This window comes from Occultella gossypii (assembly GCF_019947135.1).
GTDB lineage: Bacteria > Actinomycetota > Actinomycetes > Actinomycetales > Beutenbergiaceae > Occultella > Occultella gossypii.
In genome coordinates, this window is sequence record NZ_JAGSHT010000016.1 from 20,953 (window position 1) to 37,046 (window position 16,094).

Genomic DNA, 16,094 nt, shown 5'->3' on the forward strand with positions numbered 1-16,094 from the left:
GGCGAACGCGCGCTTGGGGCGCACCAACCGGGGGTGAATCACGCGGCATGCGCTTCGGGGTATTGGGACCGCTGCTGGTCCTCGACGGCGACACCGACGTGACGCCGTCGGGTCGCCTGCAGCGCACCCTGCTCGCGCACCTGCTCGCCCACGTCAACCGGCCCGTCACCGCAGGCGTGCTCGCCGAAGCAGCCTGGCCCGGCGAACCCGAAGGCGGCCCCGGCCGCCTCCAGGTCCACCTGCACCGCCTCCGCAAACTCCTCGACAACCCCGACCGCCTCAGCCACGGCCCCGACGGCTACGTCCTGCACGCCGACACCGACGAGGTCGACGCAACCCGGTTCGACGACCTCGCCGCACGTGCGCTTGCCCCCGGCAACGGCCACGAGAAGCTGCTCGATGCCGCCATCGCCGCCGAGAACCTCTGGCGCGGGGACGCGTACGCCGACCTCGAGGGCATAGCCGTTCGGGCCGAGGCGCACCGGCTCACCGAACGCCGCCTGGGCCTGCTCGAGGTGCGTTACACGGTCGAACTGGACATCGGCCGGCACGCCGCTGTACTCAGCGACCTCGCCACACTGGCGGCCGGGCACCCGTTGCGCGAGCGGATCCAGGGGCTGCTCATCGCCGCGCTCGCGCGGGTTGGTAGGCAGGCAGAGGCGCTGGCGCCGTACCGGGACACCCGGAACGCGCTCGTGGAGACTCTCGGCGTCGAGCCCGGGCCGGAACTGCGTGGCGTACACGCGGCGGTGCTCTCCGGGGCGCCGGCACCGGGCGAGGGCTCGGGGCGCCGCATTCCCGCCCAGTTGCCACCCGCAGTCGACGAGTTCCACGGCCGGACGGCGGAACTCGCCGACCTCGACTCCGCGTCGGGCGACGGCGCCCGGGTGATCCTGCTGGCCGGGACCGCCGGCGTGGGCAAGACCAGCCTCGCCGTCCACTGGGCGCATCGGCGGTCGGCACAGTTCCCGGACGGCCAGCTGTACGCCGACCTGCGCGGGTTCAGCGCGCAGTCGCCCCGGGATCCCGAGTCGGTGCTCGGAGCGTGGCTCCGCGCGAGCGGCGTCGGCGCGGCCGAGGTCCCCGAGCGCCTGGAGGACCGGTCCGCCCTGATGCGCTCCGTGCTGGCTCGACGCCGGATGCTCCTGATCGCGGACAACGCGGCTGACGCCGAGCAGGTGCGGCCGTTGCTTCCGGGCACTGACGGCTCGCTGCTGCTCGTCACGAGCCGGCATGCGATGCCAGGCCTGGTGGCCCGGGACGGCGCCCACCGGGTCGCTCTGCGTGGGCTGGCGCCGGACGACTCCCTCGACGTACTCACCTCGCTGCTCCCGGTCCGCCCGAGCGCGGGATCGGACGCCCTGGCACGGCTTGCCTCGCTCTGTGGGCATCTGCCCCTCGCGCTGCGGATGCTCGCGGAACGGATCCCCACGGAACCGGACCGCTCCCTGGATGACCTTGCCGGCCAGCTCACCGACGCCCACGCACTCCTGGACGCGCTCGACGCCGGCGGGGACGGTGACACCGACGTGCGCGCGGTGTTCTCCTGGTCCTACGAACGGCTCGACGCCGACGCCCGGCACGTGCTGCACCACCTCGGACTGTTGCCCGGCCCGCGGGCCGGCGTGCACTCCCTCGCCGCTCTGGCCGGGACCGACATGCGCACGGCCGGCCGCGCGCTCGACGCCCTGGTCCGCGCACACCTCGTGGAACGAACCGCACAGGCCAGATTCGCCCAGCACGACCTGCTCGGAGCCTATGCACGCGAGCTCGCGCAGGAGAAGGTCTCGCCCGCAGAGCAGGTCCGCGCCCTGGAACGCTTGGTGGACCACACCGCCTACACCGCGGCGGCGATGCTCGAACGCTGGGATCCGAACCTCGAACCGGTCACCGTCGAACTCGACGTCCCGCCCACGCCCATCGAGGAACCGGGCAGCCCCGAGGACTGTGCAGCCTGGTTCGAGATCGAGGCGGAACCGATCGCGGATCTCGTCGAGGCCGCCGCCGCCCAGGGTCTGCCGGGCGCCGTAGGCCTGGCCCGGGCGTACGGGCCGGCCTCGGCCTGGATCGGCAACCTCGCCGCCGGCGAGCGAGCGATGCGTGCCGCGCTGCCGCTAGCGGGCTCCGATCGCGTGCAGGCCCGGATGGAACTGAGCCTGTCGCTCCTGCTGGACGAGCAGGGCCGGACCGACGAGGCCATCCACCACACCGGCGCCGCGATCACCCGGCTCGCCGGCGCCCCGGCCGATCGCGACGCCCTCACCACCACACGCATCGCGCTCGCGACGGCGAACCTGGGCGTCTACGAGTCCAACCGTGGCCACCTTGCCCGCGCGGAGGAGTTGTTGCGCGACGCCCTCGGCCGGTACCGGGAGCTCGGAACCGCCCCGCTGGAGGCGCGCGTGCTCGGCTCGCTCGGGAATACCGTCGTCGACCGGGGCCGGGCCCAGGAGGGGATCGACATCCTCGAGGAGGCCATCACGCGCGCCCGGGCCTGCGCTTCCGAGGAGGCTGAGTGCCTGGGCCTGTGGTACCTGGCCAGCGCCGAACTGCACTGCCTGCGGAACGGCCGTGCACTCGAGCATGCCCGGTCCTTCCTCAGCCTCGCTCGGACGTTGCACATCGCGTCCGTGGTCCCGATCGCCCTGACTCGCGTGGGCCAGGCGCTGTGCCTCGACGGCGACCACACCGGAGCGCGGCGGCACCTGCTCGAGGCTCTGGAGCTGGCCCGCTCCGGCGAGGTCGCCGGGCACCTTCCGGACGCGCTCAACGCGCTCGGGGTGCTGGACCGATCGGAGGGAGATCCGGGTACCGCGCTGGCTCGCCACCACGCGGTGCTCGCCATGACGGCGCCGATCCGCGCGCCCGAGACTCGCGCCCGTGCCCACGTCCACCTCGGCGAGGCCTACGAGGACCTCGGCGATGTGGCCGCCGCCCAGCGCCACTACGCCCGGGCAGAGGTTCGCTACGCACGGATCGAGACCGTCAATCTGTGGCGCGCTCACGCCCGGATCCGGCTCGGCACGCTCAGCACCGGGCTGCGGCCGACCGAGGCCGTCGCGCGCTGACACATCCGCGCATGCCGAGTGGACGCTCCTTCCCTTCCCGGCCGCGCAGGAGCATGATCGAAGCGACACGCGCCGGGGGCGCACCGACCGGGGGTGAACCGCGCGGCATGCGTTTCGGGGTACTGGGCCCATTGCAGGTCCTCGACGGCGACACCGACGTGACGCCCGCGGGTCGCCTGCAGCGCACCCTGCTCGCGCACCTGCTCGCCCACGTCAACCGGCCCGTCACCCCAGGCGTGCTCGCCGAAGCAGCCTGGCCCGGCGAACCCGAAGGCGGCCCCGGCCGCCTCCAGGTCCACCTGCACCGCCTCCGCAAGCTCCTCGACAACCCCGACCGCCTCAGCCATGGCCCCGACGGCTACGTCCTGCACGCCGACACCGACGAGGTCGACGCGACCCGCTTCGAGTCGCTGCGCAGCCGCGCCCTCGCGCCCGGCCTCGACCACACCCGGATGCTCCCGCTCGCGGACGCGGCGCAGGCGCTCTGGCGGGGCGAGGCGTACGAGGGCCTCGACGGCGATGCGGTACGCGCCGAGGCGTGGCGGTTGACCGAACTGAGCCTTGAGCTCCTCGAGGTCCGGTACACGGTGGAACTCGGCCACCACAACCACGCCGCGGTGCTCGGCGACCTCGCCACGCTGGCCGCCCGGCACCCGCTCCGGGAACGACTCCAGGGCCTGCTCATCACCGGCCTGTACCGCGCGGGACGGCAGGCCGACGCACTCGAGCACTACCGCCGCACCCATCGCGCACTCACCGACGAACTCGGCGTCGAGCCCGGGCCGGAACTTCGTGGGGTACACGCCCTCGTGCTCTCCGGCGAGGCTGTCGCACCCACCACGGTGCGGCAGCGTCCGAACCAACTCCTCCCCGCCGTCGCCGGCTTCATCGGCCGGCAGGCCGACCTGGCGGCCGTCCATCGCGCCCTCGGCTCGGGCGCCCGGGCCGCGCTGATCGCCGGGCCGGCGGGCGTCGGCAAGACCTCCCTCGCCGTGCAGTGGGCGCACGAGCACCTCGAGGAGTACCCGGACGGCCAGCTGTACGCCGACCTGAGCGGGTTCAGCGCCAGGCAACCGCTCACGGCGAGCACCGTGATCGCCTCCTGGCTGCTCGCCCTCGGGGTCAACAGCGACCTGATCCCGAGGGATCTCGACGGCCGGTCCGCGGTGCTGCGCTCACTGACCGCCGAGCGCCGGCTGTTGCTCGTCGCGGACAACGCCGGCGAACCGGACCAGGTGCGACCGTTGCTGCCCGGCGGTGGCGCTTCGGTGCTGCTCGTGACCAGTCGCCACGCCCTGCCCGGGCTCGTCGGACGCGACGGCGTGCCGCGGGTGGACCTGGGCGGGCTCACCGAGGCGGACGCCGTCAGCCTGCTCGCGGCGTACACGCAGGACCATGAGTTCCTGCCCGCGCTGGCCAAACGGTGCGGCTACCTGCCGCTCGCGCTACGCCTGCTCGTCGAGCGGATCGGCACCGGGACCCAACCCACGGCGGACCTGCTCGCGGAGCTCGACGACCACCGCACCCGCCTGGACCTCCTCGACGCCGCCGGGGATCCGGATGCGGGTATCCGCTCGGTGCTGAGCTGGTCCTACGAGAACCTGACCGAGCCGGACCGGTCGCTGCTGCAGTACCTTGGCGTGTTCCCGGGCACGAGCCTGGAGACCGCCGAACTGGCCGCTCTGGCGGACATCGACCTCGCCGCTGCCCGGCGCGGCCTCGACACCCTGGTCCGGATGCATCTCGTGGAGCCGACCGAGACCGGCGCCTTCACCCAGCATGACGTGCTCGCGGCCTACACCCGCGAACTGGCCGAGCACAGCCTCGGCACGGTGCCACGGCAGGAGGCCCTGGCCCGGCTCGTGCGGTGCCTCACCACCACGGCGTTCCTGGCCCACGACACCTGGGATCCGCCCCGGGCGCCACACCGGGCCGAGTACACCGACGGCGTCCGCTCGCCCTTCGAGTCCGCGAGCCTGGCCGCGAACTGGGCCGAGCAGCGGCGCGCGGACCTGGTCCAGGTGGCGTTCGCGGCCCGGGCCGCCGGGGTCGCTGGGCTGATCCCGATGGCCCAGGCCGCGGTCCCCCTTCTGTACGCCCAGGGCTACCTCGACGAGTGCGCCGATCTGCTCACCCAGGCCGTGGAGTCCGAGGCCGAGGACGCCGAGTCCGTGCCCGCCATGGAGGTGTCACTGGCGGCGGTCCTGAGCAACCTCGGGGAGCGCGACAGTGCCATCCGGCGGACCGAGAAGGCGCGCGAGTCGCTGCGCGCAGCCGGGCACCGGGACCGGGAGTCGGTCGCGGTGTTCAACCTGGGCTGCTACCAGTACGACCTCGGGCACCGCACCCGCGCCGAGGAGTTCTTCCGCGATGCGCTGGGGCTGTTCGCGGAGTCCGGGCACACCCTGCACCGCTCGCGTGCCCTCTGCGAGCTCGGTTCCACGATCATCGGTCTCGGCCGGAGCGCCGAGGGGCAGGACCTCATGCAGGAGGCGCTCGTGATCGCCCGGGCCGAGCGCGACGACGACGAGCGGGCCATGATCCTCGACCGGGTCACCTCCTACGCCGTCGAGTGGCTGGACCTGCCCGCCGCGCGCCGGTACGCCGATGAGCTGTCCACTCTGGTCCGGGAGCGTCAGCTGCGTCGGAGCGAACCCGCGGCGTTGTGCTGGCAGGCAGTCCTCGCCGCCGAGGACGACGACCTGGACCGCGCCGCGGCTCTGGCCGATGAAGGGCTCCGGCTCGCCCACCAGATCCGGGAGAGCGGGCTGGTACCGCGGATGATCAACGTCCGCGGCATGGTGGATGCCCGCCGTGGGGACCACGGCACCGCCCTGGCACGCCACCAGGAGGCCCTCGCGCTGGCCGCCCGGGCTCGTGCCCTGCCGGAGCACGCCCATGGGCACCGCCACCTGGGCCGCACCTATGAGGCACTTGGCGACCTGCGTGCGGCGGCCCGCCACTACGCTCGCGCGGTGCAGCAGTACGCGGCCTACGAACGGGTGGGGCGCTACCCCGATCTGGCCGCAGCGCGGCTCGCGGCCCTGACCGCGGGGATGGCGGTGGCCGGGGACGCCGTCACGGTGGAGGTGACCGCCGGGCCGACTGGGACGACGTCCACGATCTGACGCGCCTCGGCCCGCAGCGCGGCCAGCACCGCCTCCGGGTTCGCAGCCACGCGACGCACGGCCGGCAGCCCGGCGAGCCCGGCGCCGACCACGACCGCCCGGTCCGCCGCCCGCAGCATGGCCAGGTCGTTGCGATCGTTGCCGAATGCCAGCACGGCCGTGCGGGTGCCCTTGAGCAGGCCCGCGAGCGCGGCCGCCTTGTCCACGCCGCGGGCGACGACGTCCAGGTCCCCGGTCTCGTGGGGAAAGACGTCCACGCCCCCGAGCGCGCCGAACGTCTGCGCCCAACCTTCCGCGCGGGCCACGGTCACCTTGACCACGCCGCCCAGGTCCGGCACTCGCCCTTGGTCAAGGACCCGGCGGTGCCGGGTCCCCCACCAGGGCAGCGAGTCGTGGTCGGTGGCGACGAACTCGTGCCCGTACTCCAGGCAGTAGGCGGCGCCGGCGGCGCCCAGCGCCGCCACGATCTGCCCGACGGCGGTGGCCGGGATCGCGGTGCGGGTCACCGCCGCGGTACCCGCGCGGGGCACGACGAGCGCGCCGTTGCAGCAGACCAGGTCGAACCGGTGGGCGCGGGGACCGAACCAGTCGCCGATGCACCGTGGGGTGCGGGAGGTGGCCAGCACCACCCGGGTGTCCGGGGCGGTCGCGAGGGCGAACAGCGTGGACCGGATCGACCGGGCCGGGCGGCGACCGCCGAACGCGATGGTGCCGTCCAGGTCGGTGACGATCGTCCTCATCGCCGGCCGCCGGACCGGGCGCTCGCCCTCGAGGCACGTTGGGCTGCGAGCAGGTCTCGCGCAGCACGCTCACGCTCGGCCCACTCACGGGCGAGCAGCTCACCCGTGAACCCCACGCCGGGCACTCGCGCGCCGCTCTCCTCCGCGGCGGCGACCCACTCGCCCGTCGCATCCACACGTGCGACCCGCGTGCCGATCAGCTCCACACTCGCGGCCTGCGGCGCTGCCCGACGGCCCGACACCTGCGCGCCCCGCCTGCGTACCCGCGCTGCCCACCGGTCGCGCGCTGCCCGCAGGTCGTGCGCTGCCCGCCGGCCGCGCGCTCCCCCCACCGCCCGCCCATCGCGCGCGGGCCCCGCGGCCCGCCCGTCCCGTGCAGCCCGCGGGGACCGGCCCAGGATCGCCGCGGCCACGGCGACCGCCAGCCCCAGCATCGCGATACCCGCGACCAGCGCGGGGCCGACCTCCGGTCCACCCGGGGCCACCGCCGCGTCACCAGCGCCCGCGCTCTCGGTACCCGGGAGCAGCGCCAGCGCGGTCAGCGCCGCGACCCCGAGGGCACCGCCGACGTTCTGCGCCGTGGTCAGCAGGCTCGAGGCGGTGCCCCGGTCCACCTCCGCGGCGGCGTCCACCACCGCGATGGACGCGGCCGGGAACGCCAGCCCGAGGGCCACCCCGATGCCGGCCATGGCGGGCAGCATGGTCGCCACCCACGGGGGCTGCACACCGACCACGGCCAGGTACCCCAGGCTCGCGGCGAGCACCACGGCGCCGGCCGTCATGACCCGCGCCGGTCCGAACCGGGAGACGAGCCGGGAGCCGAGACCTGCGGTCAGGGTGAACGCGACGGGCTGCGGCAGGATCAGCAGGCCGAGCGCGAACGCGTCCAGGTCGCCCTGCCCCTGCAGCCCGAGGCTGAGCGCGAGCATCGAGGACAGCACCGCCGCGTACACCCCAGCGAGCCCCAGGCAGGCGGCGCGGATCCGGCGCGAGGCGAGCACCGCCGTCGGGTAGTCACCCACGCCCCCGCGGCGGACCAGCCACGCCAGAACCACGGCGGCGAGGCCGAGCTCGATCGCGAGGAACCCCACGCGGGTGCTCCCGAGGCCGCCGAGCGCGTGCATGGTCAGGATGAGGATCGCCGTCAGGCCCATGGCGCCGGGCACGTCCACCCGGCCGCCGGCCGGGGTGTTCGTGGCAAGGCGGGCCGTCACGGCCAGCACCGCGACCACGATCGGCACGAGCAGCACGAAGCTCCGCCGCCATCCGACCTGCGCCACCACGAATCCGGGCAGCACCAGACCGAGTGAGAACCCGGCCGCGCCCATCGCGCCATAGATCGCCACGGCGCGGTTCCGGGCGGCCCCCTCGCCGAGGCCCGCGGTGATCAGCGCGAGCGCTGCCGGTGCGCTCAGTGCGGCCCCCGCACCCTGGATCAGCCGGCCGGCCACCAGCAGGAACGCCCCCGGGGCGACGGCGCAGAGGATGCAGCCGACACCGAACAGCACGACCCCGAGCCGGAACACCTCGCGGCGGCTCCAGACGTCCGTGATCCGTCCGGCCACCGGGAGGCATCCCGCGTAGGCCAGGAGGAAGGCCCCCACCACGATCGGCACCGAAGCTCCCCTGAGCCCAAGGTCCGACGCCATGGCGTGGATCTGCACGTTGATACTCGACGAGCTCATCCCCTCCAGCAGCAACGCCAGGCAGATCACCCCGGTGCGAAATGCGCTCAGGGGTGTCGTGGCCACGCTCGTTCCATCTGACATGCCGACCACCGTGACCGCGCGCGCTTACATGGCGCTTACATCACGCCTGAGGCCGGACCGGTCCGAGAGAGCAGGCGCCTAATCCGCCGGGCGGCGGCGCAGCGCCTTCGTCTGCCCGTGCTGCTTCTTCGCGGTGAGCCGACGCTCCTTCGAACCGCGGGTCGGCTTCGTGGCTCGCCGGGCCCGCGGCGGCGGGGCGAGGGCGTCCATGAGCAGGGCGGCGAGCCGGGCCCGGGCGGCGTCCCGGTTGCGCAGCTGGGCGCGGTACTCGGACGCGGCGATGGTCAGCACGCCGTCACTGATCCGCGGCGCGAGCCTGGTCAGGATCCGATCCCGCTGGTGACTGGTCAGGACCGCCGAGGCGCCGACGTCCCAGCTGAGCTCGACCCGGGAGTCGGCTGTGTTCACGCCCTGCCCGCCGGGACCGGACGAGCGGGAGAACCGCCAGGACAGTTCTCCCTCGGGGATGGTCAGCGTCGGACCGACCCGAACACCCGCCGCGCTCACCATGCACCCCAGTGTGCCCGTAATCTGAGCACCTCAGTCCGCCCGACGAGAAGGTGAGCGACATGACCGAGCCGCGTGCCGTCGTCGTGCACAATCCGGTGAAGATGAGCCGCGCCCGGCTGGACCGTGCCCTCGCCCGGGAGGAGTCACGGGCCGGCTGGGCGCCGAGCCGGCTGGTCGCGACCGAGGAGGACGAGAGCACCGACTCGCTCCGGGCACAGATCCTCGCCGAGCCCGCGGACGTGGTGATCGCCGTCGGTGGGGACGGCACGGTGCGCGCCACGGTGGAGGCGCTCGTCGATCAGTCGCTGCCGCTCGGGCTCTGGCCGGTCGGCACCACGAACCTCGCCGCCCGGAACCTCGGCCTGAGCATGCTCGACCCCGGCGCGGCCCTGCGGGCGGCGTTCGGTGACGTCGAGCGGGTCGTCGACGTCGGGAGGCTGACGGCGGACCTCGCCGACGGGCGACGGCTGCAGAAGGTGTTCGTGGTGCTCGCCGGGTTCGGCGTCGACGCCCAGATGGTGGTGCACACCTCTCCCGCGGCGAAGCGGCAGTTCGGGTGGCTCGCCTACGTGGACGGAGTACGACGCGGGGTCACCCGTGCCGACCGGTTCGACCTCACCTACAGCCTCGATCGCGCCGAGCCGCGGTCCGTCCGCGCCCACACGTTCGCGATCGGCAACGGCGGGTCGCTCCCGGCCGGGCTGACCCTGCTCCCGGACGCGGTGATCGACGACGGAGAGCTCGACGTGCTGCTGCTGCGGCCGGAGGGGGCCCGCGGGTGGCGCGACCTGGCGCGGTGGTTCTTCACCGAGAACGGACTCGTCCAGCGGGTCCGGCGCACGAACGGGCACCGCAGCGACGTCCCCCAGGGCGAGTCGGTGCTGATGACGCGCACCCGCGAGGTGCGCCTGACCGTGCGTCACGGGGAGGACTTCCAGATCGACGGCGAGTACCTCGGCAAGGTGGTGGCACTGCGGGCGGTGGTGCAGCCGGCCGCGCTCCGGATCCGGGTGCCGACGGTCCACGCCGAGCACGCCGTGGTGCCGCGCACCTGACCGATCGGCGCGGACGTCGGTTCGCCGAACCTCGGTTCGAGGTCATCCACGAATCGATTCACCATGCAGCGCGATGGCGCCTACGATGTCCGACAGACACCTCACCGGCCGGCTGCGGAAAATCTCGAACTCCCCCGACGCTGCCCCACGGCCAGGTGCGCCCCTGCCGCCTGCCGGAAGGATCGCTGTGACGTCGACGCTACAGGCGCGTGACCTCCTCATGGACCGCGCCCAGGGCGCCCTCACCGGCCTCGCCGTGGGCGACGCGATGGGTCTGCCCGGCGACCGCTGGCCGCACGCGCGGCTGCGGTCCCACTACGGCTGGATCGACCAGCTCCTGCCCGCCCGCACCGGGGACCGAACCCGCCGGGCCGGGCACGTCAGCGCCGGCACCTTCGAGGCGATCGCGGTGGCCGAGGCCCTGCGCGACGGCGGTGGGCGGGCCGCAGAGGATCGGATCGCCGAGCGGATGGATGCGCTGGGCGACCGGCCCCGGCGGCCGGTGCACGTCTCCCGGTTCGTGCCGTTGGGGATCGTGCACACCGGCCTCGACCTCGATGCCCTGGTCGGCGACATCCTGATCAGCGCCGCCCCGCACCACCTCTCGAACGCGACGGTGGCGGCTGCCGCGCTGGTCGCCGGGGTGGTCACGTCCGCCCTGGATGCGCCCATCGGGGCGACCGGGGCGGTGTTCCTGCCCGCGCACCTGGAGATCGGGTTCCGGGCCGCGGAGATCGGCCTCGGCCAGGGCTCCCCGGTGGCGGCGCCGTCGGTGATCCAGCGGTCCCTGCTGGCGCGGGAGATCGCCATGAACGCCGAGAGCGACGTGAGCTTCCTGCAGCACCTCTACGACGTCATCGGCACCACGCCCGCGGCCACCGAGGTGGTCCCGGCCGCCGTCGGGCTGCTCGTACGCGGCGAGGGCGTCCCGTTCCGGGTGGCCACGCTCGCCGCGAACCTGGGCGGTGCGTGCACCGCGATCGGTGCCCTGGCGACGGCGATGGCCGGCGCGATCAACGGGCTCTCGGTACTGCCGCCCGACTCCGTGGCGACCGTGCGCACGGTCAACGGCATCGACCCGTGCGACCTCGCGCGGGAGCTGGCGGACCTGCGCCACTGAGCCGCGGCCGGCCGGTCAGCCCTTCGACGCGGCGTCGCGCAGGTCCTTCAGCTCGTGCATGATCGTCTGCTCCCGGCCGAAGGCGTCATGCAGCCGGGTGTAGAGCGCGAACAGCGCCTCGTACGCGGTCACCGAAGCCGGGTCCGGCGTGAACACCTGGTCCGCACGTCGTCCCATCACGGCGGCGGCCGCGCGCACGTCCGGGAACACCCCGGCGGCCACGGCGGCGTGGATCCCTGAGCCGAGGGCACCGGCCTGGCTGCTGCCCACCACGGCGAGCGGGCGGCCGAGCACGTCGGCGTAGACCTGCATCAGGAACCTGTTCCGGATCAGCCCACCGGCCGCGACGATCTCGGTGACGGCGACGCCGGCGCGCTCGAACGACTCCACGATGGTGCGCGCGCCGAACGCGGTGGCCTCGACCAGGGCGCGGTAGGTGTCCTCGGGCCGGGTCGCGAGGGTCTGGCCGAGGACCAGCCCGGACAGGCGCGGGTCGACCAGGACCGACCGGTTCCCGTTGTGCCAGTCGAGCGCGATCAGCCCGTGCGCACCGACGGCCTGGTCGGCGGCCAGCCCACTGAGCAGGTCGTGCAGGCCGATTCCCTGGGCCCGTGCTCGCTCGTGGTACTCCGGCGGGACGCAGGTCTCGACGAACCACGCGAAGATGTCGCCGACGCCGGACTGTCCGGCCTCGTACCCCCACAGGCCCGCCACGATGCCGCCGTCCACCGCGCCGAACATGCCCGGCACCTCGTGGAACTCCTCGGCGGAGACGATGAAGCAGGTCGACGTGCCCAGGATCATGGTCAGCTGGCCCGGTTCCACGGCCGCCGCGGCCGGCGCGGTGACATGGGCATCGATGTTGCCGACCGCGACGGCGATGCCCGACGTCAGTCCGGTGAGCTCGGCGCCACGTGCACTCAGCACCCCGGCCCGCGCCCCGAGCGGCGCCATCGTGGACGCGGTCAGCTTCGCCAGTGCCTCCGGCCCGCTCGGGAAGCCCGCCGCCTCCAGGAACTCCGCGCTGGGGTGGGCGCCGTCCTGGCGCAGGCTCTTGTAGCCGGCGGCCGCTGCCGAGCGCACGTGCTCGCCGGTGAGCTGCCAGACGATCCAGTCCAGCGCCTCCACGAAATGCGCGGTGCGCGCATACACTTCCGGATCCGCCTCGGCGACCTCGAGGAGCTTCGGCACGGCCAGCTCCACGGACAGGGTGCCGCCGTACCGGGCCAGCCAGGGCTCGCCGCGCTGCTGGGCGGCGTCGACGAGCCGGCGGGTCTGTGCGTGGGCACCGTGGTGCTTCCAGAGCTTGGCGTACGCGTGCGGCCGTCCGGCCAGGTCCCCGAGCTCGCACAGCGGGGTGCCGTCGGAGGTGGTCGGGATGACCGTCGCGGAGGTCACGTCGAGCCCCAGCCCCACCACGGATCCGGGGTCGACGCCGGCGCCGGCGAGTGCGCGGGGGACGGCGTCGGCGAGCACCCGCAGGTAGTCGGCCGGCACCTGCAGCGCGGTGTCCGGCGGGAGCCGGACGCCGTCCAGGTCCGACTCGAGCACTCCGTGCGGGTAGTCGACGACGTGCGCGCCGAGCTCGGCCCCGTCGGCCGTGCGGATCACGCTGGCCCGCCCGGACAGGGTGCCGAAGTCGATCCCGATCACGTAGGACTTGTCCTCCATCGTGTGTCCTCACTCTCCCGTCGTGGTGGCCTCGCGGCCCCAGTGGCCGTCTGGTTCGAACAGCCGGTCCACCACCGGCCCGAGACGTCCGGTCTCGGTGAGCAGGTCCAGGACCGTGTACCGGTCGCGGATCATCTGGGCCCGTCGATACGTGGCCCGGAACGTCCCAGGGCTGAGCCCGATCTGCGCCGGGTGGGACACGGCACCGACCTCGTCCAGCAGCCGGGCCAGGTCCGCCGCGGGCAGGAGTTGGGCCCGGCAGCGCTCGACGATCACGGGCCACCGGTCCCGCAGCCGGGTGAGCCGCTCCCGGAGCTCGTCCGACGTGACGTACTTCTTCAGGACCGCCGCCAGGGCCGGTGTGAGCAGGGGCTCGGTGAAGTCGGCCCGGACCCGGTCGGCCATCGCCTCGCGGGAGGGCCAGCGGGCCACGCACTCGTCGACGTCGAGCGTGGTCAGGTCCTCCTCGAGCACCCGCTCGTACAGTGCCGCGATCGAGACGGCCCCGAGGCCGACTTTGAAGCCGTGCGACAGCGGCGGGTCGTCGTCGGCACCGAGGCCCTCCATCTCCCACAGGTGCGAGAAGTGGTGCCCGGCGCCCGACGCCGGCCGGGACGACTTGTGGACCTGCATCGCGAGACCGGACATCAGCAACCCCTCGACCAGCCCGGTGAGCGCCGCCTCGTCCCCGCCCCGGATCCGTGCGGCCGGTCCCAGCGCCTCCCGCAACGGCCCCTGCACGAGCGTCCAGACGTGCTCGTCGATCGGCTCGATGCCGAGCTCGTCCGCGAGGATCCAGTCGGCGCCGGCGGGGATCTTCTCGATCAGGTCGCCGTACCCGTACGCGCTCATCCGGGCCGGCGCGCCCGCCATCACACTCAGGTCCGCGACCACGCCGCGGGGCGCCGGGCCCGCCAGGGTCTGCTTGAACGCGTCCTTGGTGATCGCCGAACCGAACGCCGTGTAGCCGTCCATCGACGCCGCCGTGCCCACGCAGGCGTAGGGCCGGTCGAGTTCGGCGCTGGCCCGCTTGGTCACGTCGTTCAACGTCCCCGACCCGACCGCCACGGCGACGGCGTCGAGCGGCTCGAGCGCGATCCGCAACCTGGTCACCGTGTCGTAGTCGGCGTGCACCACTGGCCGTCCGGCGAGGAGCACCGGGGCGAGCACCTCGACGCCCGCCCCGGTGAGCGCGGCGGTGACCGCGGCTCCGGCCACCGCCCAGGTGTGCTCGTCGGCCACGACGACCGCGGCCCGGCCCGGGAACAGCCCGGCGAACATCGCGCCGGTCTGGCTCACGGCACCGGGTCCGAAGCGCAGGTCCCGGGTGTCGGTCGCATCCCGCATCGCGGCCGCCAGGCGGGCGGCCGCGGGTGCGCTGGTCGCGGGGGTACTTGCTGGCGCGGGGGCGCGCTCGGGCACGGTGGTCCTATCCGGCCCTGCGGGCGATCCCGCCCCGGGCCTCACTCGGTGATGACGACGTCGGCGTAGCTGGTGCGCCCGCCCGGGTCGATCGTGACACCTTCGACGCGCTCGGAGTAGGCCGACGTGCTGGTCATGTCCATCGGGAAGATCCCGACGGCGTCGTCCCAGATGATCTGCGCCGCCTGTGCGTACAGGTCGGCCCGGACATCCTGGTCGAGGCTGGCCTTCGCCTCGTTGAGGAGGGCGTCCAGCTCCGGGTTGCAGTAGCCCATCCGGTTCGCCTCGCACAGGTACAGCCGCCCGAGCGTGTAGTCGGCGTCCCCGGTCGCGACGGTGTTGCCCTGGAGGTTCATGTCCCAGTTGAGGTTGTTGAGGTCCTCGAGCCAGACAGCCCGCTCCTTCGCCTGCGGCTCGACGGTGACGCCGATCTCCGCCCACGCCGAGATGAACGCCTGGGCCAGGCTCCTGCTGCCCTCACCGCCGGCGTCGGACCACTGCAAGGAGGTGGAGAACCCGTCCGGGTAGCCCGCCTCGGCGAGCAGGTCCCGGGCCAGGTCCGGGTCGTAGCCGTAGGGCTCGAGCTGCGGGGCACCGAACACGGGCTGCGGGATCGGCGCCTGGGCCACCGTGGCCTGCGTGCCGAACAGGTCGGAGACGATCTGCTCGATGTCGACGGCGTGCCACATCGCCTGCCGGACCCGGGGGTCGGTGAAGGGCTCACGGGAGGAGTTGAACCACAGCAGCTGGTAGGTGAAGCTCGGCACCTCGTCGTAGACGATGCCGTCCATGCCCTGGAGCTCGGGCACGGAGTCCGCCCCGATTCCGGTCATCAGGTCGACCTCACCGGTGGACAGTGCCGAGATCCGGGCCGCCTCCTCCGGGATGTTCGTGAACGTGAGCGTGTCCAGCGTGGGCAGGGCAGCACCCCAGTAGTCGTCGTCGCGGGTGAGGGTGAGCCGCTCGTCCGGCAGGTACTCCGAGACCGTGAACTGGCCGCTGCCCACCGGGGCCCGCCAGTAGTCCTCGGAGTCCATCGCCGCGGCTTGGCCGACGAACACCAGCGACATCGTGTTCAGCATCGTGCCAAGGGGCTGGCTCGTGGTCAGCGTGAGGGTGGCCTCGTCGGTCGCCTCGATGGTCTCCACGAGCGCGAACAGGGGTGCCATCGAGCCGCCGATGTCCACGAGCCGCTGGACCGAGGCGCGGGCGTCTTCGGCCGTGACCGGGCTGCCGTCGGAGAACGTGGCGTCCGGGTTCATGTGGAACACCCAGGTGGTCTCGTCCGGGTTCTCCCAGGAGCTCGCGAGCAACGGTGCGAAGCCGTCTCCGTCCCGGGCCACCAGCGTCTCCATCACGTGCTGGATCGGGCCGATGACGGCGGCCTCCGCGGACCACTGGTGCGGGTCGAGCGCGACCGGGAACGTGCCGGGAGCGACGGTGAGGGTCTGCTCCGCCGTCGGTGCGCCGCCCTCGCTGCCATCGCCGCCGTCGTCACCACCACCGGCGGAGCAGGCGGCGAGACTCAGACCGGTGGCGACGGCGGCGGCGCCGGCGAGCAGGCGGTTGAACCGCGTGCGAGTGAACATGATGGGCCCCTTTCTGCGGGCT

The 16,094-nt window shown here is 73.6% G+C and carries 10 protein-coding genes; 4 read left to right on the forward strand and 6 right to left on the reverse strand.

All coding sequences use genetic code 11. The annotated features are described in order from the left end of the window. Nucleotides 1–47: 47 nt before the first annotated feature. Together KCQ71_RS16660 and KCQ71_RS16665 are read left to right on the forward strand one after the other, a co-directional pair. Nucleotides 48–3,068: an AfsR/SARP family transcriptional regulator gene (locus KCQ71_RS16660; protein ID WP_223407919.1), complete on the forward strand. Its 3,021-nt coding sequence runs from the start codon at nt 48–50 to the stop codon at nt 3,066–3,068. Nucleotides 3,069–3,121: 53 nt separating this feature from the next. Then, entirely contained in the window at nt 3,122–6,196 is a 3,075-nt protein-coding gene (locus tag KCQ71_RS16665; protein ID WP_223407921.1) for an AfsR/SARP family transcriptional regulator, read from the forward strand. On the opposite strand, the gene KCQ71_RS16670 is transcribed toward KCQ71_RS16665, so the two are convergent. The 3 genes from KCQ71_RS16670 to arfB all read right to left on the reverse strand — a co-directional run bounded on the left by KCQ71_RS16670 (nt 6,079) and on the right by arfB (nt 9,215). Next, the gene (locus KCQ71_RS16670) at nt 6,079–6,936 is read right to left on the reverse strand and encodes an HAD family hydrolase (RefSeq protein ID WP_223407923.1); all 858 of its coding nucleotides are present in this window, start codon (nt 6,934–6,936) and stop codon (nt 6,079–6,081) included. The genes KCQ71_RS16665 and KCQ71_RS16670 overlap by 118 nt on opposite strands. Beyond that, complete coding sequence (locus KCQ71_RS16675; protein WP_223407925.1) at nt 6,933–8,687, reverse strand: MFS transporter; 1,755 nt, start codon at nt 8,685–8,687, stop codon at nt 6,933–6,935. Before KCQ71_RS16675 ends, KCQ71_RS16670 begins: the two co-directional genes overlap by 4 nt. A 96-nt stretch (nt 8,688–8,783) precedes the next feature. Continuing rightward, complete coding sequence (gene arfB / locus KCQ71_RS16680) at nt 8,784–9,215, reverse strand: alternative ribosome rescue aminoacyl-tRNA hydrolase ArfB (RefSeq protein ID WP_223407927.1); 432 nt, start codon at nt 9,213–9,215, stop codon at nt 8,784–8,786. A gap of 59 nt (nt 9,216–9,274) precedes the next feature. Here arfB and KCQ71_RS16685 point away from each other — a divergent pair, with 59 nt between their 5' ends. Both KCQ71_RS16685 and KCQ71_RS16690 read left to right on the forward strand, forming a co-directional pair. Then, nucleotides 9,275–10,270 carry a diacylglycerol/lipid kinase family protein gene (locus KCQ71_RS16685; RefSeq protein WP_223407929.1) on the forward strand — a complete coding sequence of 332 codons (996 nt, stop codon included), beginning with the start codon at nt 9,275–9,277 and terminating at the stop codon, nt 10,268–10,270. A gap of 187 nt (nt 10,271–10,457) precedes the next feature. Next, entirely contained in the window at nt 10,458–11,390 is a 933-nt protein-coding gene (locus KCQ71_RS16690) for an ADP-ribosylglycohydrolase family protein (RefSeq protein WP_223407931.1), read from the forward strand. Between the two features lie 15 nt (nt 11,391–11,405). Here the strand turns inward: KCQ71_RS16690 and araB are convergent, their stop codons facing one another. Genes araB through KCQ71_RS16705 form a run of 3 tightly spaced genes read right to left on the reverse strand, consistent with a single transcriptional unit; the run spans nt 11,406 to nt 16,072 of the window. Further along, nucleotides 11,406–13,061, reverse strand: a complete 1,656-nt coding sequence (araB, locus tag KCQ71_RS16695) for a ribulokinase (protein WP_223407934.1) — start codon at nt 13,059–13,061, stop codon at nt 11,406–11,408. Between the two features lie 9 nt (nt 13,062–13,070). After that, a complete protein-coding gene (locus KCQ71_RS16700; RefSeq protein ID WP_223407936.1) occupies nt 13,071–14,483 on the reverse strand; it encodes a sn-glycerol-1-phosphate dehydrogenase in 1,413 nt (470 codons plus the stop codon). Between the two features lie 41 nt (nt 14,484–14,524). Next, nucleotides 14,525–16,072, reverse strand: coding sequence for an ABC transporter substrate-binding protein (locus KCQ71_RS16705; RefSeq protein WP_223407937.1), 1,548 nt, complete (start codon nt 16,070–16,072; stop codon nt 14,525–14,527). Between the last annotated feature and the right edge of the window lie 22 nt (nt 16,073–16,094).

Excerpts from the sequence above, each read along its gene's own strand:
- KCQ71_RS16660 (WP_223407919.1), top strand. The coding sequence starts at position 48 with ATGCGCTTCGGGGTATTGGGACCGCTGCTGGTCCTCGACGGCGACACC.
- KCQ71_RS16665 (WP_223407921.1), top strand. The coding sequence starts at position 3,122 with ATGATCGAAGCGACACGCGCCGGGGGCGCACCGACCGGGGGTGAACCG.
- KCQ71_RS16670 (WP_223407923.1), bottom strand. The coding sequence starts at position 6,936 with ATGAGGACGATCGTCACCGACCTGGACGGCACCATCGCGTTCGGCGGT.
- arfB (WP_223407927.1), bottom strand. The coding sequence starts at position 9,215 with ATGGTGAGCGCGGCGGGTGTTCGGGTCGGTCCGACGCTGACCATCCCC.
- KCQ71_RS16685 (WP_223407929.1), top strand. The coding sequence starts at position 9,275 with ATGACCGAGCCGCGTGCCGTCGTCGTGCACAATCCGGTGAAGATGAGC.
- araB (WP_223407934.1), bottom strand. The coding sequence starts at position 13,061 with ATGGAGGACAAGTCCTACGTGATCGGGATCGACTTCGGCACCCTGTCC.
- KCQ71_RS16705 (WP_223407937.1), bottom strand. The coding sequence starts at position 16,072 with ATGTTCACTCGCACGCGGTTCAACCGCCTGCTCGCCGGCGCCGCCGCC.